This window comes from Billgrantia pellis (genome assembly GCF_008297955.1).
Taxonomy (GTDB): domain Bacteria; phylum Pseudomonadota; class Gammaproteobacteria; order Pseudomonadales; family Halomonadaceae; genus Halomonas; species Halomonas pellis.
In genome coordinates this window covers 703,300-725,904 of record NZ_VTPY01000003.1, presented here as the reverse complement: position 1 = coordinate 725,904, position 22,605 = coordinate 703,300, and the positions used below count along the sequence as shown (strand labels likewise).

Annotated in this window: 23 protein-coding genes; 16 read left to right on the top strand and 7 right to left on the bottom strand. The window is 64.8% G+C overall.

Annotated elements, in window-relative coordinates; genetic code table 11:
- Nucleotides 1–186: 186 nt before the first annotated feature.
- Complete coding sequence (locus F0A17_RS09220) at nucleotides 187–1,767, bottom strand: aldehyde dehydrogenase (NADP(+)) (RefSeq protein ID WP_149328028.1); 1,581 nt, start codon at nucleotides 1,765–1,767, stop codon at nucleotides 187–189.
- Nucleotides 1,768–2,765: 998 nt separating this feature from the next.
- Between F0A17_RS09220 and F0A17_RS09215 the strand changes: the two genes are divergently transcribed.
- On the top strand, nucleotides 2,766–3,461 hold the full coding sequence (locus F0A17_RS09215) for a FadR/GntR family transcriptional regulator (RefSeq protein WP_149328027.1): 696 nt from the start codon (nucleotides 2,766–2,768) through the stop codon (nucleotides 3,459–3,461).
- A 170-nt stretch (nucleotides 3,462–3,631) separates the two neighbouring features.
- Here F0A17_RS09215 and F0A17_RS09210 read toward each other — a convergent pair whose 3' ends face one another.
- Together F0A17_RS09210 and F0A17_RS09205 are read right to left on the bottom strand one after the other, a co-directional pair.
- The gene (locus tag F0A17_RS09210) at nucleotides 3,632–4,021 is read right to left on the bottom strand and encodes a YkvA family protein (RefSeq protein ID WP_149328026.1); all 390 of its coding nucleotides are present in this window, start codon (nucleotides 4,019–4,021) and stop codon (nucleotides 3,632–3,634) included.
- A gap of 160 nt (nucleotides 4,022–4,181) precedes the next feature.
- Nucleotides 4,182–4,361: a hypothetical protein gene (locus F0A17_RS09205; protein ID WP_149328025.1), complete on the bottom strand. Its 180-nt coding sequence runs from the start codon at nucleotides 4,359–4,361 to the stop codon at nucleotides 4,182–4,184.
- Nucleotides 4,362–4,523: 162 nt separating this feature from the next.
- Between F0A17_RS09205 and F0A17_RS09200 the strand changes: the two genes are divergently transcribed.
- The 4 genes from F0A17_RS09200 to F0A17_RS09185 all read left to right on the top strand — a co-directional run bounded on the left by F0A17_RS09200 (nucleotide 4,524) and on the right by F0A17_RS09185 (nucleotide 7,253).
- A complete protein-coding gene (locus F0A17_RS09200) occupies nucleotides 4,524–4,715 on the top strand; it encodes a hypothetical protein (RefSeq protein WP_149328024.1) in 192 nt (63 codons plus the stop codon).
- Nucleotides 4,716–4,836: 121 nt separating this feature from the next.
- Nucleotides 4,837–5,250 (top strand): nucleoside diphosphate kinase regulator, encoded by a 414-nt coding sequence (gene rnk / locus F0A17_RS09195; protein WP_149328023.1) that lies wholly within the window; start codon nucleotides 4,837–4,839, stop codon nucleotides 5,248–5,250.
- A 71-nt stretch (nucleotides 5,251–5,321) separates the two neighbouring features.
- Complete coding sequence (locus tag F0A17_RS09190; protein ID WP_149328022.1) at nucleotides 5,322–5,939, top strand: LysE family translocator; 618 nt, start codon at nucleotides 5,322–5,324, stop codon at nucleotides 5,937–5,939.
- A 78-nt stretch (nucleotides 5,940–6,017) separates the two neighbouring features.
- Nucleotides 6,018–7,253, top strand: coding sequence for an EAL domain-containing response regulator (locus F0A17_RS09185; protein WP_187774667.1), 1,236 nt, complete (start codon nucleotides 6,018–6,020; stop codon nucleotides 7,251–7,253).
- Here the strand turns inward: F0A17_RS09185 and F0A17_RS09180 are convergent.
- Nucleotides 7,193–8,845, bottom strand: coding sequence for an acyl-CoA dehydrogenase family protein (locus F0A17_RS09180; RefSeq protein ID WP_149328020.1), 1,653 nt, complete (start codon nucleotides 8,843–8,845; stop codon nucleotides 7,193–7,195). The genes F0A17_RS09185 and F0A17_RS09180 overlap by 61 nt on opposite strands.
- A 228-nt stretch (nucleotides 8,846–9,073) precedes the next feature.
- On the opposite strand from F0A17_RS09180, the gene F0A17_RS09175 reads away from it, so the two are divergent.
- Nucleotides 9,074–9,568 carry a glutathione peroxidase gene (locus tag F0A17_RS09175; RefSeq protein ID WP_149328019.1) on the top strand — a complete coding sequence of 165 codons (495 nt, stop codon included), beginning with the start codon at nucleotides 9,074–9,076 and terminating at the stop codon, nucleotides 9,566–9,568.
- A 16-nt stretch (nucleotides 9,569–9,584) separates the two neighbouring features.
- Here F0A17_RS09175 and F0A17_RS09170 read toward each other — a convergent pair whose 3' ends face one another.
- Nucleotides 9,585–9,977: a DUF7079 family protein gene (locus tag F0A17_RS09170; protein ID WP_149328018.1), complete on the bottom strand. Its 393-nt coding sequence runs from the start codon at nucleotides 9,975–9,977 to the stop codon at nucleotides 9,585–9,587.
- 160 nt (nucleotides 9,978–10,137) lie between these two features.
- Here F0A17_RS09170 and fabV point away from each other — a divergent pair, with 160 nt between their 5' ends.
- From fabV to F0A17_RS09155, 3 genes are all read left to right on the top strand, one after another.
- Entirely contained in the window at nucleotides 10,138–11,334 is a 1,197-nt protein-coding gene (fabV, locus tag F0A17_RS09165; protein ID WP_149328017.1) for an enoyl-ACP reductase FabV, read from the top strand.
- Between the two features lie 64 nt (nucleotides 11,335–11,398).
- On the top strand, nucleotides 11,399–11,608 hold the full coding sequence (locus F0A17_RS09160; RefSeq protein WP_149328016.1) for a hypothetical protein: 210 nt from the start codon (nucleotides 11,399–11,401) through the stop codon (nucleotides 11,606–11,608).
- Between the two features lie 125 nt (nucleotides 11,609–11,733).
- Nucleotides 11,734–12,711, top strand: a complete 978-nt coding sequence (locus F0A17_RS09155) for a GlxA family transcriptional regulator (RefSeq protein ID WP_187774666.1) — start codon at nucleotides 11,734–11,736, stop codon at nucleotides 12,709–12,711.
- A 45-nt stretch (nucleotides 12,712–12,756) separates the two neighbouring features.
- Here the strand turns inward: F0A17_RS09155 and F0A17_RS09150 are convergent, their stop codons facing one another.
- A complete protein-coding gene (locus F0A17_RS09150) occupies nucleotides 12,757–13,374 on the bottom strand; it encodes a class I SAM-dependent methyltransferase (protein ID WP_149328015.1) in 618 nt (205 codons plus the stop codon).
- Nucleotides 13,375–13,536: 162 nt separating this feature from the next.
- On the opposite strand from F0A17_RS09150, the gene F0A17_RS09145 reads away from it, so the two are divergent.
- Genes F0A17_RS09145 through astB form a run of 5 tightly spaced genes read left to right on the top strand, consistent with a single transcriptional unit; the run spans nucleotide 13,537 to nucleotide 19,757 of the window.
- Nucleotides 13,537–14,751, top strand: coding sequence for an aspartate aminotransferase family protein (locus F0A17_RS09145; protein WP_149328014.1), 1,215 nt, complete (start codon nucleotides 13,537–13,539; stop codon nucleotides 14,749–14,751).
- 53 nt (nucleotides 14,752–14,804) lie between these two features.
- Complete coding sequence (locus F0A17_RS09140; protein WP_149328239.1) at nucleotides 14,805–15,878, top strand: arginine N-succinyltransferase; 1,074 nt, start codon at nucleotides 14,805–14,807, stop codon at nucleotides 15,876–15,878.
- Complete coding sequence (gene astA / locus F0A17_RS09135) at nucleotides 15,878–16,924, top strand: arginine N-succinyltransferase (RefSeq protein WP_149328013.1); 1,047 nt, start codon at nucleotides 15,878–15,880, stop codon at nucleotides 16,922–16,924. Before F0A17_RS09140 ends, astA begins: the two co-directional genes overlap by 1 nt.
- Complete coding sequence (gene astD, locus F0A17_RS09130; RefSeq protein ID WP_149328012.1) at nucleotides 16,921–18,390, top strand: succinylglutamate-semialdehyde dehydrogenase; 1,470 nt, start codon at nucleotides 16,921–16,923, stop codon at nucleotides 18,388–18,390. The genes astA and astD overlap by 4 nt, the downstream gene beginning before the upstream one ends.
- On the top strand, nucleotides 18,387–19,757 hold the full coding sequence (astB, locus tag F0A17_RS09125) for an N-succinylarginine dihydrolase (RefSeq protein ID WP_149328011.1): 1,371 nt from the start codon (nucleotides 18,387–18,389) through the stop codon (nucleotides 19,755–19,757). The genes astD and astB overlap by 4 nt, the downstream gene beginning before the upstream one ends.
- A gap of 35 nt (nucleotides 19,758–19,792) precedes the next feature.
- Here the strand turns inward: astB and F0A17_RS09120 are convergent, their stop codons facing one another.
- Nucleotides 19,793–20,815, bottom strand: coding sequence for an SDR family oxidoreductase (locus F0A17_RS09120; protein WP_149328010.1), 1,023 nt, complete (start codon nucleotides 20,813–20,815; stop codon nucleotides 19,793–19,795).
- Between the two features lie 128 nt (nucleotides 20,816–20,943).
- Here F0A17_RS09120 and F0A17_RS09115 point away from each other — a divergent pair, with 128 nt between their 5' ends.
- A complete protein-coding gene (locus F0A17_RS09115; RefSeq protein WP_149328009.1) occupies nucleotides 20,944–21,426 on the top strand; it encodes a GNAT family N-acetyltransferase in 483 nt (160 codons plus the stop codon).
- Nucleotides 21,423–22,577 (top strand): cell division protein ZapE, encoded by a 1,155-nt coding sequence (gene zapE, locus F0A17_RS09110; RefSeq protein ID WP_149328008.1) that lies wholly within the window; start codon nucleotides 21,423–21,425, stop codon nucleotides 22,575–22,577. Before F0A17_RS09115 ends, zapE begins: the two co-directional genes overlap by 4 nt.
- The last annotated feature ends 28 nt before the right edge of the window (nucleotides 22,578–22,605 follow it).

The window sequence follows — 22,605 nt, the reverse complement described above, 5'->3', positions numbered from 1 at the left end:
TCGTCGAGCCAGCTGACCCATGTTTCACCGGTGGGGCTGGTGATGCGGGGAGGTGCGCCATCCAACGTAGACCACAAAAAAAGAGCCTCGCCCCAATCCCAGTGAACGGGCCCCTAGGAAGTGAACTGACCCCTACTAATCGATGGCGGTTTAAGGGGGGGGCTGGCATCGCCAGCCGTGGTACCGCTAACGCTTGCCGTTTACTTGGCGGGGCAACCCTAGAGGGTTGTCGGCCTTTAGGCTATCCGGGGCCAGCGCCTCCGGCAGCGCCTGGTAGCATACCGGGCGCAGGAAGCGCTGGATTGAGGCGCTGCCCACCGAAGTGGTGCGCGAGTCTGAGGTCGAGGGCCAGGGGCCGCCGTGGACCATGGAGTGGCATACCTCGACACCGGTGGGCCAGCCGTTGAATAGAATGCGACCGGCGCGACGCTCGAGCAGCGGCAGAAGCTGGTCGGCCATCGCGTAATCTGCCTCCTCAAGGTGCATCGTAGCGGTCAGCTGGCCTTCCATGGCGGTGAGTACCTGCTGTATTTGTGCCACCGAGTCGCACTCGACGACCAGCGCGCAGGCGCCGAACACTTCGTCGTGCAGGGCGTCGTTGCCGATGAAGGTGTTGGCGGTGGTGCGGAACAGGTGCGGCTGGCAGGGACAGGCTAGATGGACGGTAGCTTTGCCCTTGGCGACCAGAGAGACGTCCGGCTGGTCGGTGAGTTGCGCCACGCCCTGCTGATAGGCGGTGTGGATGTCAGGGGTCAGCAACGGCTGGGGCGCGGCCTCGCGCACCGCCGCGCCAGCCTGCTCGACGAAGCGTTCGAGCGCAGTGCCAGACAGCGCCAGGATCAGCCCGGGGTTGGTGCAGAACTGGCCGGCGCCCATGGTCAGCGAGGCGACGAAGGCGTCGCCTAGGGCTTCTGCGTTGGCTTCCAACTGCTGCGGCAGCAGCACCACTGGGTTGATGCTGCTCATTTCGGCGTAGACCGGGATTGGCTGAGGGCGCGCCTGGGCGGTGCGCAGCAGGGCGGCGCCGCCATTGCGTGAGCCGGTGAAGCCCACCGCCTGGATGCGCGGATCCTTGACCAGCGCCTGGCCGAGTTCGCTACCGCTGCCGTAGAGTAGCGAGAACACACCTTCCGGCATGCTGCAGCTCTTGGCCGCTTGTTGTACCGCACGCCCGACCAGCTCGGATGTGCCCGGGTGGGCGGAGTGGGCCTTGACAATCACCGGGCAGCCCGCGGCCAGCGCCGCCGCGGTATCGCCGCCGGCGACCGAAAATGCCAGCGGAAAGTTGCTGGCGCCGAACACCGCCACCGGGCCCAGCGGCACCTGCTGCTGGGCAAGTGACGGACGCGGCATGGGCGTGCGCTCGGGCAGGGCATCCTCGATGCGCACGCCCAGGTAGTCACCGCTACGCAGGACCTCGGCGAACAGTCTGAGCTGACCGCAGGTACGGCCGCGCTCGCCTTCAAGGCGCGCCTTGGGCAGGCCGGTCTCGGCCATGGCGCGCTCGGTCAGGGTGTCGCCGATGGCATCGATATTGTCGGCCGCGGCCTCGAGAAAGGCCGCGCGATCAGCCACCGGCAGGCGACTGTATGGCAGGAAGGCGTCCTCGGCCAGCTGACAGGCGCGTTCGACCTCAGTCTGGCCAGCCATGGGGTACAAGGGGGCGAGGGTCTCGCCGGAGACGGGGTTGATCGCCGAGATGCCGCCACCGTCGGTGGAACCGCCCTGCGACGTGAAGCCGATCAGATGATGACCTTCGAGTGTCATGGTATCTCCTGTTAATAGGGTTGACGACGATAATGGTGTTCGTCAGAGGAATGGCAATAACAAACGTCTGCGAACATGAAGTGCTCCTGACCCAATCGGGCCTGCAGCAGGCCGCATCATAGGTGTTGATAGGTGGGAGGAAAGGCGCAGTGCGACCAGCCTGGGTATGTGCGCTCAACCTTAGCCTAGCGGCTGAATAACTTCAAACAAATAATTACAAATCGGGAAAAGTGCATCGGCTCATGGCGCCGGGACGATTCTGGAAGGCGCTCTTTCCAACTGACCTTATGGTTTGTTTTGTTTCTGTAATTAACTGTTTTTGCTATTGATTAATTTTTGTCTGTCGTCGAGTTAACTCACAAGACGCAGCGTAATGAGCTCGCCTCGAGCGATGTTAGCATAAAGTATAAGTTGTAATAACTTGTATGTTAGATGCTGTGGAGGCATTCTTGCAAGCGCTTTTCCCGGTAGCGGGGTTCGTTGGCCTTGACCGGTTCCTCAAATGCTCGGCAACAAGAGAGATAGCTCATGCGAACCTTTTCACGTCTGCTTCGCGCTTCCCCTGCTGGTGGACACCTCCACGGTTGCTGGCGACTATCCTCCAAGCCCATCACCCTGATCGTCCCTTGGTCCGTCGGTGGCGATACCAATGCCATGGGCCGGTAGTTTGCCGCCGAACTATTCTACGAGGACTTCACCCCGATCATGCTGCTGTACATCGACTATGCGGCCTTGGTGCTGGTGGGGCTGGCGATCCTAACCAGACCCTGATCATCGCCAACGGCATCTAGAAGGGACGCAGGGCCTGCAAGGCACTGAACTTGAGGCCGAGGCATCCTAAGCCAGAGGTGTGTGGCGTCAAGCCCGTAGATGCAGCCAAAAGGGCACAAGACGCCCGGTGTGGCCAAAAGGGCCAAGGCGAGGCATCGTTTGCAGTCGAAAATGGGAGGTACCGCCTCGGTGCGGCCTCCAGGGAACAAAAACCGGAGCAGGGCAAGATGGCACAAGACGAGAAGTTTTCACTGGCTTCGGCGGTCTACGAAAAGATTTTGGAAGCGATCATCGAAGGTCAGTATCCGGTCAACAAGAAACTGCCTACTGAGGCGCAACTATGCCAGCGCTATGAAGTGTCCCGACCGGTGTTACGCGACGCTCTGGCTCGGCTCAAAGAGGACGAACTGGTAGTGTCCCGGCGGGGCTCAGGCAGTTTCGTGATCCGTCAGCCCGATAGTGCCGTGCTTAAGTTTGCGCCGATTTCCAGCATTGCTGATATTCAGCGCTGCTTTGAATTTCGTACCAACGTCGAGGCGCGAGCGGCATATCTGGCGGCTCTGCGTCGCACCCAGGAGCAACTCGATCAGATTCGTCGCTGCTACGACATCATTGACGAAGCTAATGCCCGACAAGATCTGGCAACCGACGAGGACTACCGCTTTCACCTGGCAATCACCGAGGCGGCCAATAACCATTACTACATCACCGTAATGAAATCACTTAACGAGAGCATAAAGGAAGGCATGAATCTGACCCGAGGCCTGTCGTTGATGGCGTCTCAGGAACGTTTACAGATGGTGCAATATGAACACTTGGCCATCGTGGAGGCTATCTGCGACAAAGATGGCGAGCGGGCAGAAGCCGCGATGCGCTCGCATATCGATAACGCCCGCCACCGCATGTTCGAGGGTACTCAATAGACCGATCCTATCTACTACTGCCTGGCTTACTAGAAGATGCGCATGAGCCGGTGGTCTCGGAATAGGCGCAAGGCAGGTTTGCTGAAGTCGCTTGCGAGTGGCTGTTTACGTTTTGCATTGGATGGCTTAGTACGTACCAACCGATGGGAACGGTTCTGGCGGTGCGATCGCTAACCAAACCATCTGGTCAGGGTGGCCTTGGCCTTCTCCCGGTGCTTGTCGTTGATCTTGGCTGCGACGATGACAAGCGCGCCAGCCAGCACGCCCATGTCGTCGGTATAGCCGAGCAGAGGGGTGAGGTCGGGGATGGCATCGATGGGCGAGATAAAATAGCCCAGCGCGCCATAGATGGTGGTTTTCGCCCATAGCGGCGTGTTGGGGTCCTGGGCCGAGTAGTACATCTTCAGGGCGGGCTCCAAGGTCTTCCTTCCCGCCTTTCGAGCGCTATTGCCGATCTTGTCCCAAAAACCCGCTTCGGAATAGTACTCGACATTCTCCTCCAAGATGCTTTCGAGGCTGCTCGGCTTGCCGTCGTCAATGCGAATGTCTCGTAGCTTCATGCCAGACCCTGCGAATTTATCACCTACCTTTTTGACAGCATGGTTTGACGGCACGTTCCCGGGCGCTAAGGTGTTCAGGCATGTCACGGCCCGTGGCGCGTGCCTATGCCACGGGCCGAACGAGCTGCGACATTATGACCCACCCTGGCGGGCTGGAGCCTCAAGGGCCTGAGCCGTTGAGCTTGGCGCACACCTGACGGGCCTCCTCCTCGGTGGCGTAGACACCCTGGGCTTCATTGGTTTCGCTGTCATACACGACGAAGCCTTCGGCGTGGTCGGTCTCCTTGTCCTCTCGAAAGGTGAAATCCCCTTCGCTGGCTTCCAGGTAGCGGTAACGCATGACGAACCTCCCATTGTGGCGAATCCAGTCCTTGGCCCCGTAGGCCAGCCATTCTGAACGTAGGCCATGGCGGCGATACGGAACCAACCGTAGCGAAGCGGTGGCGAAAGGCCGCGTTCGGGCTATCTCACATTCTCTTGATATGACGCCACTCGCGACGGCATGCTGGACGATAAAATCGAGAGAGGTGGCGATATGGGTGTGAAGCGATTCGCCTGGGTGCTCGGCGTGCTGGGGGGGGTATTGGCGCTGTTCGGCTGGCAGGTGCAGAGCCCGGGTGCCTTTGTCGGCATAGTACTGGTCGTGTTGGCCGGCGTGCTGCTGATGACATCGGGGCGGCATCCGAAAGGCTAGGAGGCCTGACATTCCCCTGCGTTGGGCTTATCATTTCCTTTTCAGTCCTTCTCCCCATCGTGGGCGAAGGGCTGTTTTCGTTGCATGGCCGCCCACTTGCCCGGCGGCGTTAGGAGGTCATATGTCGTCCCGTCCCCCCATTCTCATCAACCGTCTGGACGCCGAGCGGCTACAGCGGTTGATCGATCAGGCGAGCGAGAAGGATCGCTTCGTTGCCGATTGCCTGGAAGCGGAACTCGAGCGAGGCGAGGTCGTCGATCCCGACAAGGTCCCTGCGGATGTGGTCAGCATGAACAGCCAGGTGCAGTTCACCGACCTGACGCGCAACCGACAGATGACTCGCACCTTGGTCTATCCTCATTCCCTGGCGACCACCGAGGATGGGCTATCGGTGATGGCGCCGATCGGTGCCGGCCTGATCGGCCTTCGCATCGGCGATGAGATTGACTGGCCGCTGCCCGGTGACGGCAAGGCGCGTCTGCGTATCGACGCCATTCTGTGGCAGCCGGAGCGCGAAGGGCAGTTTCATCGCTAGTGCCCTGGCGTCGCCTGTATGCCTTGTTCGGCAACAAGCCGTGCGTCGCCGATAACAAGAAGGAGCCTGTCGTGCCGCTTTCGCTATGGATGTCGCTGGTGGCAGTCTGCGCCATGGGGGCGATGTCGCCGGGACCGAGCCTGGCCCTGGTGCTGCGCCATACTTTGGGCGGCGGGCGGGTGCCCGGCATCGTGGCGGCGCTGTCTCATGCCCTGGGGGTGGGCTTTTATGCTCTGCTCACAGTGCTGGGGTTGGGGGCACTGATCGTACGCTTCCCCACGCTGTTCCAGATCATTACCTGGGGTGGGGCGGCCTACCTGGCCTGGCTTGGCATCAAGGCGCTGCGTGCCGGCAGGACGGCGGCGCTGGAGGCGGCCGGCATGGCCACCACCCGACGCCAGGCGGCTCGAGAAGGGATGCTGGTGGCGCTGGGCAACCCCAAGTTGATCTTGTTCTTCATTGCCCTGCTCAGCCAGTTCGTCACGCCGGAGATGAGCCTGATGGCCAAGGCGATTATCGTCGCCACCGCCATGATCATCGACGGTGGTTGGTACGTGCTGGTGGCGGTGTCGCTGACACACTCCCGTGTCCTGCCCTGGTTGCAGGTGCGGGCTCATTGGGTTCACCGCATCACCGGTGTGATGTTGCTGGCGATTGCGCTGCGCGTGGTGGTCGGCCCCCTCGGCTGAGCGCCCAACGTTGATTCCCCATCCGATGTCTCGTCAGGGATGATGATAGCCTCGGGATACTTCGAGAGCGTGGCCCTGATGAACAACCTATTTACCGATGACAATGAGCGGGTACTGGCGATGGTGCTCGACGAGGATCCCGATGTCGTGGCGATCCTCTCGCTGCAGCTGCATGTGCTGGGTATGGAGAGTCGCTGCTACCGACGCGCGGACGAACTGCTGAGCGAACTCGATGAATGCGCCCCTCAGTTGGTCATCATGGGGCTGGAGTTCGGCGACCCCGACGGCATCGCACTGCTGCGACTGCTGGCGGAACAGCGCTATGCCGGCTGGGTGTTGCTGTTGGGGGGCGTCGAGCGAAAGATCTCGCGTATCGCCGAGCGGGTCGGCCACACGTTGGGACTCCAGATGCTCGGCTCGCTGGACAAGCCGATGCGCCTGGCCGAGTTGCGTCAGCGGCTGGAGCGGCTGCACCCCGGTCGCAAGCCGGCCCTCGTACCCGAGGACGACCCCTTTTTCTCCGCCGAGGAGCTCGATGCCGCGCTCGAGCGCAATGAGCTTACCGTGCACTACCAGCCCCAGTTCGAGCTGGCAACGGGGCGGCTCAGTGGGGTCGAGGCGCTGGTGCGTTGGGTACATCCCGAAATCGGCCTCATCGGGCCGGCAAGCTTTCTGCCCATGTTGACCGCAGGCCAGAGCCGCCGCTTGACTTGCCACGTGCTGTCATGCGCCTTGGCCGATGCCGAGCGGTGGCGAGAACAGGGTGTGCTGCTGTCGCTGTCGGTCAACGTCACCGCCGACGACTTGATGGAATCCCAGTTGCCGGCGTTGACCCGTCACCGCTTGCCGGGGGAGTCGCCGCTGGTGGTGCTCGAAATCACCGAGACGGCGGCCATGGATGACGAGCTGCTGGGCTCGGAGATTGCCGCCCGACTGCACCTGAGCGGCATGGAGGTGGCGGTGGACGACTTCGGCGTCGGCTTCTCGTCGCTTACGCGCTTGCAGATGCTTCCCATCAGCGAACTCAAGATCGATCGCAGCTTCGTGCGCCATCTGCAGCAGGACACTCAGGACGCGGCGATCGTCGAGGCGATCGCACTGCTCGGCCGACGCCTGGGCATCCGCGTGGTGGCCGAAGGGGTCGAGGAACTCGATTGCTTGCCCACCCTGGCTCGCTTCGGTTGTACCCACGTGCAGGGCTTCGGCCTGTCGCGGCCGGTGCCTGCCGGCGACATCCCGGCGCTGGCCGCGGGTCAGTCGCCGATTCGTGAAAGAATTGCCGCCAGTGGCGCATCGGTCGGTAACACGCCGTAGACCGGACTCGTTTCCACGCCGAGGCGCGAGCGGCAGAAGGTCTCGGCGACTTCGCTCGGCGCATGGCGCAGCAGCAGCGAGGCTTGCAGGCTCTGGGCGAGACGCTGCGCCAGCCAGCGGGCGCGCGGCTCCAGCGCTTCGCCGGGCAGGGTCAGGTCGTGCTCCAGGCCGGCCAGCGCCAGATCCATTTCCTGCTGTTGCCCACGGACGACGGATAGCTCGTCGCGCAGAGCGGCGATCGATTCGGGATGCCGGGCGAGCACCCGCAGCAGATCCAGACAGATCACGTTTCCCGATCCCTCCCAAATCGAATTCACCGGCGCTTCGCGGTAGAGCCGCGCCAGCGGCGTCTCCTCCACGTAACCGATACCGCCCAGACACTCCATGGCTTCGGCCATGAAGCCGGGCCCCCGCTTGTTGTGCCAATATTTGGCCAGCGTCGGCAGTACCCGACCTAGTGCGGCATCATGCGCATCGCCCCGCGCCGCGCCATCGAAGGCACGGGCGGCGCGCAGCGACAGCGCCACGCCGGCTTCCACTTCCAGCGCGAGGTCGGCAATTACCGCCTGCATCAGCGGCTGCTCAGCGAGTAGGCGGCCGAACGCCTGGCGTTGGTTCACGTGACGCCAGGCCTCAGCCAGGGCCTGGCGCATCATGCCCACCGGCGCCGTCGCGGCATCCAGGCGGGTCTGCTGCACCATGTCGATGATGGTGGCTACGCCGCGACCGGGCTCGCCGATCCGGGAGGCCCAGGCGCCGCGATACTCGATCTCGGCCGAGGCATTGGCGCGGTTGCCGCACTTCTCCTTGAGCCGCTGGATCTCGATCGCGTTGCGCTCGCCGTCCGGCCCGAAGCGCGGTGCCAGAAAACACGTGAGCCCCTCATCGGTCTGGGCCAGGGTGAGAAAGGCGTCGGACATGGGCGCGCTGCAGAACCATTTGTGACCGGTGAGCCGCCAGCCGTCGCCGTCACGCTCGGCGTGGGTGGTGTTGCGGCGCACGTCGCTGCCGCCCTGTTTTTCGGTCATCGCCATACCGAAAGTGAGGCCATGCTTTTCGCCCGGAGGCAACGCGCGGGGATCATAGGCGTTGGCCAGCAGACCCGGGGCCCAGGCGGCCTCGACGTCGGGACTTCGGCGCAGCACCGGCATGGCGGCGTGTGTCATGGTCACGGGACAGCAGAAGCCGGGCTCGGCCTGGGTCAGCAGATAGAGCGCGGCGATATGCGCCTGGTGTCCACCGCGCCCTTCCTCCTGCCAAGCCACGGCATGCCAGCCGCCCTTCAGCGCCAGGCGCATCAGCTCATGGTAGGCAGGATGATAGCGAACCTCGTCCAGCCGCCGGCCATGACGGTCGAACAGGCGCAGCTCCGGTGGATGGCGGTTGGCCGCCTCGCCTAGCTCCTGCACGCGCACGCTGCCCATCTCGTGGCCCAACGGCGCCAGCCGTTCGGCCACCCAGGCAGGGGCGTCGCGCGCCAATGCCTCGCGCAGCGGCAGGTCGTCGGCGAGCAGGTTCCGGTCGCGGGGCGGCTCGGGCTGATTGGTCACCTCGTGAGTGGCCAGGCGGTGGCGTGGCTGGGGATCGCGCATGGCACGGTTCCTTTTGTTGGGCGTCCCGCAAAGGGGTTTTCCGAAGCATGGTCAGCCGCGGCTCGGGGGTCAACGCATGCCGGGCGTGACGATTCCCCATCTTCTCGGTAGGCTTGAAGAAAGAGGCGGTGGGCAGGGCCTGACCGGGTCGGCTCGTGCGAGCCCATGGGCGGGATGGGCTGCGTGTGAGGCGTGGCGTGTGACGGACGACAGCGAGGCAGGCAAGAGATGGCCATCCACGAACATGAATGCCGTACCTTTCGCGGCGAGCCCTTCAATCTGCGCGCCCTGCAGGGGCAGGTGCTATTGATCGTGAACGTGGCCAGCCGCTGCGGTTTTACCCCTCAGTTGGGCGAACTGGAGCGTCTCTACCGCCGCTATCGCGACCGCGGTTTTACCGTACTGGCCTTTCCCTGCAATCAGTTCGCGCGCCAGTCGCCGGAAACGGCGTTGGATTTCTGTGCCTTCAGTTCGACCGAATACGGCGTCACTTTCCCCGTGATGGAGAAGGTCAAGGTCAACGGTTCCGGCGCTCATCCGCTGTTCGTCGAACTCAAGCGCAAAGCGCCGGGGGTGCTTGGCACCACGCTAATCAAGTGGAATTTCACCAAGTTCCTGGTGGGGCGCGACGGCAGGGTGATCCAGCGTTTCTCGCCGAACGAGAGCGGTCTGGCGCTGAAGCGAGCCTTGGAGGAGGCGCTCGACGAGAACTTCGAGGTCTAGTGGGCGAAGGTTGGGTTCAAGGGTGGGGCGACTCGCCACGCTCGAGCATGACCCGTGCCATCAACTCGTTCCAACGGTGGCGAGTCATCATCGTGGTCAATCCAGAGAATAGCGCCCATCCCTTGCGCCGCCAGCCGGTCAGTCGCAAGTTATGCGCCACCAGCCGCTGCATCAGACGGTAGTCGTCGAAATAGCGCCACTCGCCCGCTACCGACATCTGGTTGCGCGCCAGCACAGGTGCCAACTCCAGGCGGAAGATCCACTCCAGCTCGTGCAGCGACAGCTCGTGGCGCTGGATCACTTCGACCATATGGGCGTATTCGCTCTCGCCGGGCTCGCGATCCAGCCACAGCGGGGCCAGCGCCAGCCACAGCTCGCCGCGTTCATCCACCAGCGTCTGTGCGTCCATGGTTGCCTCCTGACTGCGCATTGACCCGGGAGTGCATCGTGCCCCAGTCGCCGACCTCGCTCAAGAGCGGACAGACGCCCGGGCGGTCGTTAGAATGTCGCCATCGCTCACTCGAATTCCTCCGGCCCATGGCGCCGGCACATCAACAATGAGGTCTGTCGTGATCATCAAACCCAAGGTTCGCGGTTTCATCTGTACCACCACCCATCCGGTCGGCTGCGAGAAGAACGTACTCGAGCAGATCGAAGCGACCCGCGCCCGCCAGCTCGACAGGGCCGAGGGGCCGAAGAAGGTGCTGGTGATTGGCGCCTCGAGTGGCTATGGTCTCGCCGCGCGCGTCACGGCGGCGTTCGGCTACGGTGCGGATACCCTGGGGGTATTCTTCGAAAAGCCCGGCAGCGAGAAGAAGCCCGGCACGGCCGGTTGGTATAACGCCGCCGCCTTCGACAAGTTCGCCAAGGCCGAAGGGCTCTACAGCAAGTCGATCAATGGCGACGCCTTCTCTCACGAAGCGCGCGAGAAGGCCATCGAACTGATCAAGCAGGACATGGGACAGGTCGACCTGGTGGTCTATTCGCTGGCCTCGCCGGTACGCCGCCTGCCCGACAGCGGCGAAGTGAAGCGCTCCGCGCTCAAGCCGATCGGCGAGACCTATCGCGCCACCGCCATCGATACCAACAAGGACGCCATCATCGAGGCCGAGGTCGAGCCCGCCACCGAGCAGGAGATCGAGGATACCGTCGCGGTGATGGGCGGCGAGGACTGGGAACTCTGGATCGACGCCCTGGACAAGGCCGGCGTGCTCGCTCCCGGTGCCCGCAGCGTGGCGTTCAGCTACATCGGTACCGAGATCACCTGGCCGATCTACTGGCACGGCGCGCTGGGGAGGGCCAAGGAAGATCTCGACCGTGCCGCCGGCGAGATCGATGCCAGGCTCAAGGCCAGCGGCGGTGGCGCCAACGTGGCCGTGCTCAAGTCGGTAGTGACCCAGGCCAGCGCCGCCATCCCGGTCATGCCGCTCTACATCGCCATGGTCTACAAGATCATGAAGGAAAAGGGCCTGCACGAGGGTACCATCGAGCAGCTCAACCGCCTGTTCGGTGAGCGGCTCTACGGTGAAGGGTTCAGCACCGACGAGGCCGGCCGCCTACGCCTGGACGATTGGGAACTGCGCGACGACGTGCAGCAGGCGTGTAAGGACCTGTGGCCCCGGGTGACCACCGAGAACCTGTTCGAGATCACCGACTATGCTGGTTACAAGCACGAGTTCCTGAAGTTGTTCGGGTTCGAGCGGGAGGATGTCGACTATGAGGCCGACGTGAACCCGGACGTAGACTTCGATGTCGTGACGCTATAGACCCGCCTTTGGGGAGCCATCTGGCTACCATGGCGGGCGAACCCAGCGGCAAAGGAGGTCCGCCATGGATACCAGGGAGAGCAAGACACCGGAAGAGAAGAAAGCGCATCTCACGGAAGAACGACTGCCCGAAGACTTCGCCCACCCCGAGCCGGATGCCGAGCAGCCGGAGGCCAAGCGCTCGCCCAAGGGCGTGCATTGGCTGGTGCTGGGCGTTGCCATTCTCGCCGGAATATTCCTGATCACGCTACTGGTCTCGCGCCTCGGAGGCTGAGACACCGCATCCGATGCGCCCCTTGGTCACCCGCCAGGGGGCGCGTCGTTTGAGCCTGGGTAAGGTATTGCCAACGCCGTCGTTCGGGTACCATTTCAGCTTCGTTCCGGCACTGGCGCTGCGAAATGCCCAATACCTCCCTCTTCACGACTCGCGAGATCCCCACGCGCTGGGTCGGCGTGCTGGTGTTGCCGGGCTTTTCGCTACTGGCGCAGGCGTGTGCGCTGGAGCCGCTGATGGTGGTCAATCAACTGGCCGGGAGGCGGCTCTATCGGCTGCAGGCGTTCGCGCCCGAGGGCGGTGAGGTGACGAGCCTGGCGGAGATGAGCCTGGCGGCCTGCCGGCCCTTCGAGCTGGCGCCGGTGGAACTCGACATGCTGATCGTCTGTGCGCCGAGCCCACTGCCCGCCGCGCGCGAGAGCGGTGTGCTGGGGCGCTTGCGCCTGCTGGGGCGCAGCGGTGTGGTATTGGCCGGGGTCGGTGGTGGCACCGAGCTGCTGGCACGTGCCGGGGTGCTGGACGGCTATCGGGCCACCCTGCCATGGCAGCGCTTTGCGGCCTTCACCCGGGACTTCCCGCGCGTTCGCCTTACCCAGCAGCTGTTCGAAATCGACCGCGACCGCCTCACCTGCGGTGGCGGCACCGCCGCCATGGACATGATGATGACGTTGATCGCTTCCCATCACGGAAGCGAGCTGGCCGAGCGGGTTTCCGAGCACTTCGTGCTGGAGCGGGTGCGCATGGCCGACGAGCCACAGCAGGTGCCGCTGCGAGCGCGCCTGGGACATGCTCCGGCGCCGCTGGTCGATGCCGTGATGCTGATGGAGGCGAACATCGAAGAACCGCTGACCACCCACGAGTTGGCCGAACACCTCGGGATTTCGCGGCGCCAGCTCGAGCGGCTGTTCAAGAAGTATCTGCAGGCGGTGCCCGGCCGCTACTACCTCGACCTGCGGCTGAAGGAGGCGCGCCGGTTGCTGCGCGATAGCGACATGCCCGCCGGCGAGATCGCCATCAAGACCGGCTTCTCGTCGCCGGCGCATTTCTCCACCGCTTATCGCAACCACTTTGGCGTGACGCCGCGCGAAGAGCGGCTGCTCTGAACGTTATCGTTCTTGATATGCCCACGTCGTCCTAGCGCGCCTGGCTCAGCGCGGATGTGCCAGCAGCGCGCGGAACAGGGATCCCAGCATCACCGGACGATCGAGTGCGATGGCGAAGCCGGCGCCCTCCAGCAACGGGCGGGCCTGGCGGGTGATGTCGGTGGCCACCGCGCTGGTCGCCACGTTGAGCCATCGCCGCATCACCCCGGCCGGACGGTCGTCACTCTGGAACTTATCCATCACGCAGAGCTGGCCGCCCGGTTGCAGAACCCGCCGGGCTTCGGCGAGACCGAGTTCGGGGTGCGGCATCACCGCCAGGATCAGGTGCATGATGACCACGTCGAAGTGAGCGTCGGGATAGGCCAGCGCCTCGGCATCCATGACGCGGCACTCCGCATCCAGCCCCAGTCGCTCGGCCCGCGCTCGCATGCGTTTGACCATGCGCGGCGACAGGTCGGTGGCATGCAGCTCGATATCGCGAGGCAGCCAGGGCAGGTCCAGCCCCGTCCCGGCACCTACCAGCAGCACCCGCATGCCGGGCTGCCAGTCCACCGCGTCGAGCGCCAACTGGCGGGGGCGACGAAAGACACGTTCAGCCACGAGATCGTAGGCGGGCGCATAGAGCCCGTAGCGGATTCGATTCCAGGTTATGCTGTTGATCACGACCGCTTCCCCATTCACAGCCTTTCGTCTCTTGAACAACCTTTCGACAGCCCTTTTATACAAATCGGGGTCCCATAGCTGAAAGCCGGCATCGACAAGGCTCCTTATACTCGAATGACATCACTGCGTCGCTATCACCCCTTTGCAGGAATGGAGAACGAGATGAGCCATACCCCGACCCGCGCCGACTTCGACCAGTATATGGTGCCGAATTACTCCCCTCAGAAGGTCATTCCGGTGCGCGGCGAGGGCAGCCGTATGTGGGATCAGGAGGGACGCGAGTACATCGACTTCGCCGGCGGCATCGCCGTGAACTCACTGGGCCACTGCCACCCGGTACTGGTCGAGGCGATCACGGAGCAGGCGGGCAAGCTCTGGCATCTTTCCAACGTCTACACTAACGAGCCAGCGCTGAAGCTGGCGAAATCCCTGGTGGAGCGCACCTTCGCCGACAAGGTCTACTTCTGCTCATCGGGCGGTGAGGCCAACGAAGCGGCACTCAAGCTGGCGCGGCGCTGGGCCCACGACAACATCGGCGAACACAAGCATCGCATCGTCTCGTTCTATCAATCCTTCCACGGCCGTACCTTCTTCACCGTCAGCGTCGGTGGCCAGCCCAAGTACTCCCAGGGCTTCGGTCCGGTACCGGGCGGGATCGTTCACGGTGAGTTCAATGATCTCGACAGCGTACGCGACCTGATCGACGACGATACCTGCGCGGTGATGGTCGAGCCGATGCAGGGCGAGGGCGGCATCGTGCCGGCCCGGCAGGACTTCCTGCAGGGGCTGCGCGACCTGTGCGACAGCCACGATGCGCTGCTGATCTTCGACGAGGTGCAGACCGGCGTCGGTCGCACCGGTTCACTGTTCGCCTACATGGACTACGGCATCCAGCCCGACATCCTCACCAGCGCCAAGGCACTGGGCGGCGGCTTCCCCATCGGCGCCATGCTGACTACCGACCGCGTCGCTCCGGCCATGGCCATCGGCACCCACGGCTCCACCTACGGCGGTAACGCGCTGGCCTGCGCCGTCGCCCTGGCCGCGGTGGAGCACATCGATACTCCCGAAGTGCTAGGCGGCGTCAAGCAGCGCCACGATCTGTTCCGCGAGCACCTCGAGGCGATCAACCGCAAGCACGGCGTGTTCAAGGAGGTGCGGGGCATGGGCCTGCTGATCGGCGCCGAGATGGCACCTGCGTATGAGGGCCGTGCCAAGGACATCCTGCCGCTGGCGATCGAGGAAGGTGTGATGGCTCTGATCGCGGGACCCAACGTGCTGCGCATGGCGCCATCGCTGGTGATTCCCGAAACCGATATCGCCGAAGGCATGGCGCGACTCGAGCGTGCCGTGGCGCGGCTGGTGGCGGCGAAGTGACATCGGAACACACCATGCGCGACGCTGCCGTCAACCGACCGGGAGATCCCGCCATGATGGTCGTACGCCCCGTCCGCCAGGCGGACCTGCCGGCCTTGGAGCGGTTGGCGGGATCGGCTACGCCGAGCCTGACCAATTTGCCTGCCCATCGCGATCGCCTCGAGGAGCGCATCGCTCGCTCGCGGCAATCGTTCGGTCGTGAGGTGGATTTCCCCGGTGACGAGCACTACACCTTCGTGCTCGAGGATCTGGAGCGCGACGAGGTGGTGGGCACCGCCACCGTGCGCGCCGAGGCCGGCGCGCAGGAGGCCTACTACACCTACCGCCAGGAAACCCTGATCCATGCCTCGCAGCAGCTCAACGTGCGCCGCGAGGTGCAGACTCTGTCGCTTTCCCACGAGGTTTCCGAGACCAGCCAGCTGTGTGCGCTGTCGCTCGATCCACGCTATCGCGGCACCAGCGCCGAGAGCCTGCTGCGCCGAGCGCGGCTGATGTTCATCGCCCAGTACCCGGAGCGCTTCGCCGAGGTGCTGGCGATGGCCTTTCCCGGCTATCTGGACGAGCGGGGCGAGTCGCCGTTCTGGAACAGTGTGGGGCGTCACTTCTTCGTGCGTGACTATCACGACATCAACTATCTGGCCGGCGTGCGTTCGAAGAGCTTCATCGCCGAGGTGATGCCGCAGTTTCCGCTCTACCTGGCGCTGCTCACGCCCCAGGCACGGGCCGCCATCGGTCGCGAGCATCCCGAGCACGAAGCGGCCATGGCCGAAATGCTGGCCGAGGGCTTCATGCGTTCGCGCCACGTCGACATCTTCGACGCCGGCCCGGTGATCAAGGGCGAACGTGACCGTCTGCAGACGTTCCGTCGCGCCGCCTGGCATCCGGTGCGGGTGCGCCCGGCCCATGCCCTGCCGGATGCCGAGCCGGCGATGATCGCCAACCAGCGATTGGCCGATTTCCGCTGCGTGGTGGCCCGCTACGCGCTGTCGCCCACCGGGCAGCTGATGCTCTCACCCGAGCACGCCGAACTGCTCGGTGTAGAGGAGGGGCGCGCGGTGCTGGCCGCGCCGCTGGCGCTGCCATCGGCGGGGGAGGATGAGCTGGGTTACGACGAGGGAGAGCTGTGATGCGCATTCGACCGATTGCCGAGGGCGACCTGGACGAGTTGCAAGCCGTATCCCGCGAGACCGGCGTGGGCTTCACGTCGCTGCCTGACAACCGTGAATTCCTGGCCGCCAAGATCGACGCGGCGGTGAGTGCGTTCGCCCAGCGTACGCCGCCGGATCGGCGCAACTATTTCTTTGTGCTTGAGGATGAGGAGAGCGGCGAGCTGGCCGGTTGCTGCGCCATCGAGGGTCAGGTGGGACGCGAGGTACCGTTCTATCATTACCGACTGGGTACGCTGGCTCACTCCTCGGTGCAGCTCGACCTGCACCGCACCATCGACACGCTGTTCCTGAGTTCCGATCATACCGGCGACGCCGAGGTGGCCTCGCTGTTCCTGCGCCCGCCGTACCGCGGCGGGGATCGTCGGCACCAACGCAACGGCGCGCTGCTGTCGATGATGCGCTGGCTGTTCATGGCTGAATTCCGCGATCAGTTTCCCGACAAGGTGCTGGCCGAGATGCGTGGGGTATTCGACGAGCGCGGCAAGAGCCCGTTCTGGGAATGCCTGGGCAGCCACTTCTTTCCCATGGATTTTGACGAGGCCGACCGTCTCACGGGGCTGGGCCAGAAGAGCTTCATCGGCGAGCTAATGCCCAAGTTCCCCATCTATACGCCGTTCCTGTCCGAGGACGCCCGGGCCTGTATCGGCCAGGTTCATCGCGACACCCGCCCGGCGCTGGCCATGCTCAAGAAGGAGGGCCTGCGCTGGGAGGGCTATATCGACATCTTCGACGGTGGGCCCACTGTCGAGGCCTATATCGACGACGTGCGCGCGGTGCGCAAGTCGCGCCGTTGCCGGGTTGAGGTGCGCTCGGTGAGCGAAGTGCCGCCGGGGCGTCCGCGCTGGCTGGCGGCCAGCAGCGTGATGGCCGACTTCCGTGCCGCCTGGGTGGCGCGGGCGCCTGACGGCGACGACACCCTCACACTGAGCGAACGGGAGGCGGAACGTCTCGGGGTGGCGTCCGGCGATTCCCTGCGCGTACTGGATACCGAGGAGACGACATGAAAGCGATGCAGCAACTGCTGATCGGCGGCACCTGGCAGCCGGGCGAGGCGATGACCTTCACCAAGCGCGACCCGGTTTCCGGCGAGACCCTGTGGCAGGGCGCCGCGGCCAGTGACACCCAGGTGGCGGCGGCCGTCGAGGCCGCCCGGGGTGCCTTTCCGGGCTGGGCCCGGTTTGCCTTCGCCGACCGCCTGATCGTGGTGGAGCGCTTCCGCGAGGCGCTGGAAGCCCACCGTGAAGATCTGGCGCGCGCCATTGCCTCCGAGACCGGCAAGCCGCTGTGGGAGGCCCGTACCGAGGTGGGGGCGATGATCGGCAAGGTGGCGACCTCGGTGCGCGCCTACCAGGAGCGAACCGGGGAACGCAGCCGCGATCTCGGTGATGCCACGGCGGTGCTGCGTCATCGCCCGCATGGGGTGATGGCGGTGTTCGGTCCCTACAACTTCCCGGGGCATTTGCCCAACGGGCATATCGTACCGGCGCTGCTGGCTGGCAATACGGTGGCCTTCAAGCCCAGCGAGCAGACCCCGCTGACTGCTGATCTTACCCTGCAATGCTGGCAGGAGGCGGGCCTGCCCGCGGGGGTGATCAACCTGGTGCAGGGCGCGGCTCCGGTGGGCCAAGCGTTGTCGTCCCACCCTGGCATCGATGGCCTGCTGTTCACCGGCAGCGCTCGGGTCGGCAAGTTGCTCAACAGGCAGTTCGCCGAGCAACTGGAGAAGATCTTGGCGCTGGAGCTCGGCGGTAACAATCCGCTGGTGGTCAAGGACGTGCACGACCAAGAGGCCGCTGTACTGACCATCCTGCAGTCGGCGTTCCTTTCCGGCGGGCAGCGCTGTACCTGCGCCCGGCGCCTGATCGTGCCGGAGGGGCAGGTCGGTGATCACCTGCTCGATGCCTTGGTCGACGCCATCGCCCGTTTGCGGGTGGCAGGGCCGTTCGAGGAGCCGGCACCGTTCTATGGTGGCCTGGTCAATGCCGAGGCCTCCCAAGGCATGCTGCGGGCCCAGGAAGAACTGGAAGGCATGGGGGGGGTGGTGCTGTCGCGCATGGAGTGCCTGCAGGAAGGCACCAGCCTGGTGTCCCCCGCGCTGATCGACGTCACCGGCCTCGATGTGCCCGATGAGGAGTACTTCGGTCCGCTGCTCAAGGTCTATCGCTATCGCGACTGGGACCATGCCATCCAACTGGCCAACGACACCCGCTACGGTCTCGCCGCGGGGTTGATCGGCGGCGAACGAGCCGACTGGGACGACTTCCTACTGCGCATTCGCGCCGGCATCGTCAACTGGAACCGCCAAACCACCGGCGCCTCGGGCGACGCGCCCTTCGGCGGCGTGGGCATCAGCGGCAACCATCGCCCCAGCGCCTACTACGCCGCCGACTACTGCGCCTATCCGGTCGCCTCGATGGAGGCCGAGTCCCTGGTTCTGCCTGACAACCTGCCGCCTGGGGTGACCCTATGAGCGAGACGACGAGCGGGGCTGACTACCGGGAAGTGAACTTCGACGGGCTGGTGGGGCCGACCCACAACTACTCGGGCCTGGCGCACGGCAATGTCGCCTCGATGAGCCATGGGGGCCTGGTCTCCAACCCGCGCGAGGCGGCGCTGCAGGGCCTGGCCAAGATGAAGGCGCTGATGGACGCGGGCTACGCCCAGGGCGTGCTGCCGCCGCAGCAGCGGCCGGACCTCGGTGCGCTGCGCTCGCTCGGCTTCACCGGCAGCAATCGTGAGGTGCTGGCACGGGCGGCAAGCGAAGCGCCGCAGGTGCTGCGCGCGGTGTGCTCCGCCTCGAGCATGTGGACCGCCAACGCCGGCACGGTGACGCCGAGCCGCGATGCGCCGGATGGCCGGGTACACTTCACGCCTGCGAACCTGCAGTCGAGCTTCCATCGCTTCCTGGAGCCGGAGACCACCGGTAGGGTGCTGGCGGCGATCTTCCACGACGAGTCGCGCTTCGCCCACCATCCGGCGCTACCGGCGACCCCGGCCTTTTCCGACGAGGGCGCGGCCAACCACACCCGCCTGTGCGGAGACCACGGCGATTCCGGCGTGCATCTCTACGTCTATGGCCGCCAGGCTTTCCGCGGCGGCCCTGGCGAGAGTCGAGCGCCCAAGCGCTTCCCGGCGCGCCAGACGCTGGAGGCGAGCCAGGCAGTTGCCCGTCAGCATGGATTGGGCGAGGCGCAGACGGTGTTCGCCCAACAGCATCCCGTTGCCATTGACGCGGGGGTGTTTCACAACGACGTGATCGCGGTGGGCAACGGCCCGGTATTGCTCTATCACGAGATGGCTTTCCTCGACGAACAGGGCACTCTCGACGCGCTACGCGCCAAAATGGCCACGCCACTGATTCCGGTGAGAGTGCCGAGCGAGGCCGTAAGCCTGGACGACGCCGTGACCACCTATCTGTTCAACTCGCAGCTGCTCAGCAACTCTGATGGCAGCATGACCCTGGTCGTGCCCGGCGAATGCCAGGAGCGCGAGACGGTGTGGCGCGCCATTCAGGACCACCTTTTGGCCGGCCACAATCCCATCGGCGAGGTGATCGTCAAGGACGTCAAGCAGAGCATGCGCAATGGCGGCGGGCCCGCCTGCCTGCGCCTGCGGGTGGTACTCTCGCGCGAGGAACGCACCGCGCTGACCGGCCGTGTCCTGCTCACCGACACCCTGCACGGCGAACTCACCACCTGGGTCGAGCGCCACTACCGCGATCGGTTGGCGCCCGACGACCTGGCCGACCCCCAACTCGCCGACGAGACCCTGACCGCGCTGGACGAGCTGACGCGCCTCCTCGATATCGGTTCGGTCTATCCCTTCCAGTTGGGATAGCACGCAACGCTACGAGAGGCGGCGCGTTGGGTGGCTCAGTGGCGCTTTCGCCGCGCTGTGCCGGTGAGCGCTGCAATCCCGAGCAAGGCGCCGGCAATGGCCGTGGCGGTTAGTGCCGGGTGCATTGCCGCCTGGGTGTAAGGGCTCCTGCTGGCGACCGAGTGATCGTATTCGGCCCGCTGCCAGACACCAGGAGCAGGGCGATGCAGCCCGCCGATGTGCTGCGGCGGTCGATCCGTTTGCTGCTGGCGGATCATGCTACGCCGCATGATGCGATCGGCCAGTCTCGGGGCCAGTTGGCCGAGCATGGCGATGCCCATGCTGGCACCGCCGACGCGGATGTCGCGTCGCGGATGCTCGGCGCAGTGCAGGATGGCTTTGGCCACCACGCTCGGTTCGTAGAGGGGTGGGGGCAGAGTGGGTTCGACATCCATGCGATTGCCCGCGTGGTGGGGAAAGGGAGTGGCAATGCTGCCCGGCTTGACCAGCGTGACCGATACCGGTGCTCCCAAGTCTTCGAGTTCCATGCGCAGCGCGTCGGTGAAACCCTTGATCGCATGCTTCGAGGCCGAGTACATGCCTTGCAGCGGAATGGCACGATCCGAGACCACGGAGCCGAGGTTGATGATGGCGCCGCCACGCCGTTCGGCGCGCATGCCCAGGTGGCGGGCTGCCTCAAGCGAGCCGTAGACGACGCCCCAGAAGTCGGTATCGAACAGCCGCCGGTGATCCTCTAGGGACTGGTCGGTCAGGTAGCCGAACAGCGAAACGCCGGCATTGTTGATCCAGGTGTCGAAGCCGCCAAACCGGTGGATGGCGGTTCCCGCAATATCGTGGACCTGGTCGGGGTCACCGACGTCAGCCACCGCGTAGACTGCCTCGGCACCGCGCTGGCGTAACTCCTCCACCAGCATTTGCAGGGCGCTCTCGTCGCGGGCGGCGACGACCAAACGGGCACCGCGGTCGGCGGCCTGCCGCGCGGTCGCCAAGCCGATGCCGCTGGTGGCGCCGGTGATGACGAGAATCTGCTCTTCGAGTTTCTTCAATGACACTGACATATCGCTCTCCTTGCCTGCGCCTCGGTTGACGCATGGGGTTCTGCGGTCCATGTCGTCTCAGGATAGAATCCTTGTGAGTTCTGCCAAAGCGAAGCGGCAACCCTATCGATCGGAACCAAGGAGCGAGCATGTCCAAGCAGGATCCGATCCATATCGTTCGATTGAGCCCCGACTCGGACCATGTCCCCACCGTGGCGAGTTGGACCTACGCCGAGTGGGGCCATCTATCCCCCGGATACACGGCCGAGTCCTGGTGCGAAGCCTTCCGCCGTGAGTGCGGCGATGCCGGCGTGCCGTCGGTCTTCGTGGCGATGGAAGGCGATCAGCCGGTGGGTACGGCGGCGCTGATGGCTCGGGATATGCACTCCCGCCCCGAACTCACGCCCTGGCTGGCGTCGGTCTTCGTGCTGCCTGAATGGCGTGGTCAAGGTATCGCATCGCGGCTGGTGCATCGCGTCGAAGCCGAGGCGGCCGACTGCGGCGTCAGCCTTTTCTACCTGTTCACACCCGACCAGCAGGCGCTCTATCGTCGACTCGGTTGGCAGGACCATGAGGAAGTCCGTTACCGGGGCGAAGCCGTTACCGTGATGACGCGTCAGTTGGGCGCATGACCGCCACGACGCCTCTAGCGGTTTACCGGCATGCCGTGGAACGGCTGGGTTTCGCACCGGATGCTGCCCAGCGCGATGCCGCCGCGCGGCTCGAAGATTGCTTTCAGGCCCTGCATGGCGACGCGCCGCCGGGTGCCGATTCGGTGCCTGGCGTCTATCTCTGGGGGCCCGTCGGGCGCGGCAAGACCTGGCTGATGGACGCTTTTCATCGTCATCTTGACGTGCCGGCCCGGCGCCTGCATTTTCATCGCTTCATGCGCTGGGTCCACCAGCGCCTGTTCCAACTGGCCGGCGTCGCCGATCCGCTGGCGGCGCTCGCCGAAGAGCTCGCCGACGAGGTGCGCGTGTTGTGCCTGGACGAACTCTTCGTCAGCGACATCGCCGATGCCATGCTTCTCGGCCGCCTGCTTCAGCGGCTTCTCGAGCGCGGTGTGGTGTTGGTCTGCACCTCCAACCAGGCGCCGGATCAACTCTACGCCGACGGCTTCAACCGTGAGCGTTTCCTGCCCGCCATCGCCGCCCTGGAGCGCCATATGCACGTGGTGAAGCTCGATGGTGGGCGCGATCATCGGCTGCATCCCGGCCAGGCGCTCCAGCGCTACTGGATAGCCGAGCCCGGCCGGCCGAGCGCGCTGGCGGCGGTGTTCGAACGGCTGAGCGAGGAAGCCGGGCAGCCGGGCGGGAAGCCGCAGGCGAACCGGGAGCCCTTGGAGCTCGGACATCGGCAAATACCCGTGCAGCGACGCGGCGAGCGTGTGGTGTGGTGTCGCTATGACGACCTGTGCGAACAACCGCTGGCGGCGCTGGATTTCATTGCCCTGGTCGATGATTTCGACCACATCCTTCTCGGCGAGGTGCCGAGGCTGAACGCTGTGAGCACTGCCGGAGGAATCGCTCGAGGCACCGAGGACGGCGTCGAGCGGATCGTGGCCGGCGACAGGGAGCTGCCGCCGTTGTCCCGTCGCGATGATGGCGTGCGCCGCTTCATCGCCCTGGTGGATGAGTGCTACGACCGCCGCGTGCCGCTCCATCTCGAAGCCGACGTCGCCATGGAAGCGCTTTACCCCCATGGCTACCTGGCGTTCGCCTTCCGTCGCACCCTGAGCCGGTTGCGCGAGATGCAGTTGGCTCGCTTCGGCGAGGATGGCTAGGCCATCGCTGCGCTGGATAGACTGCCTG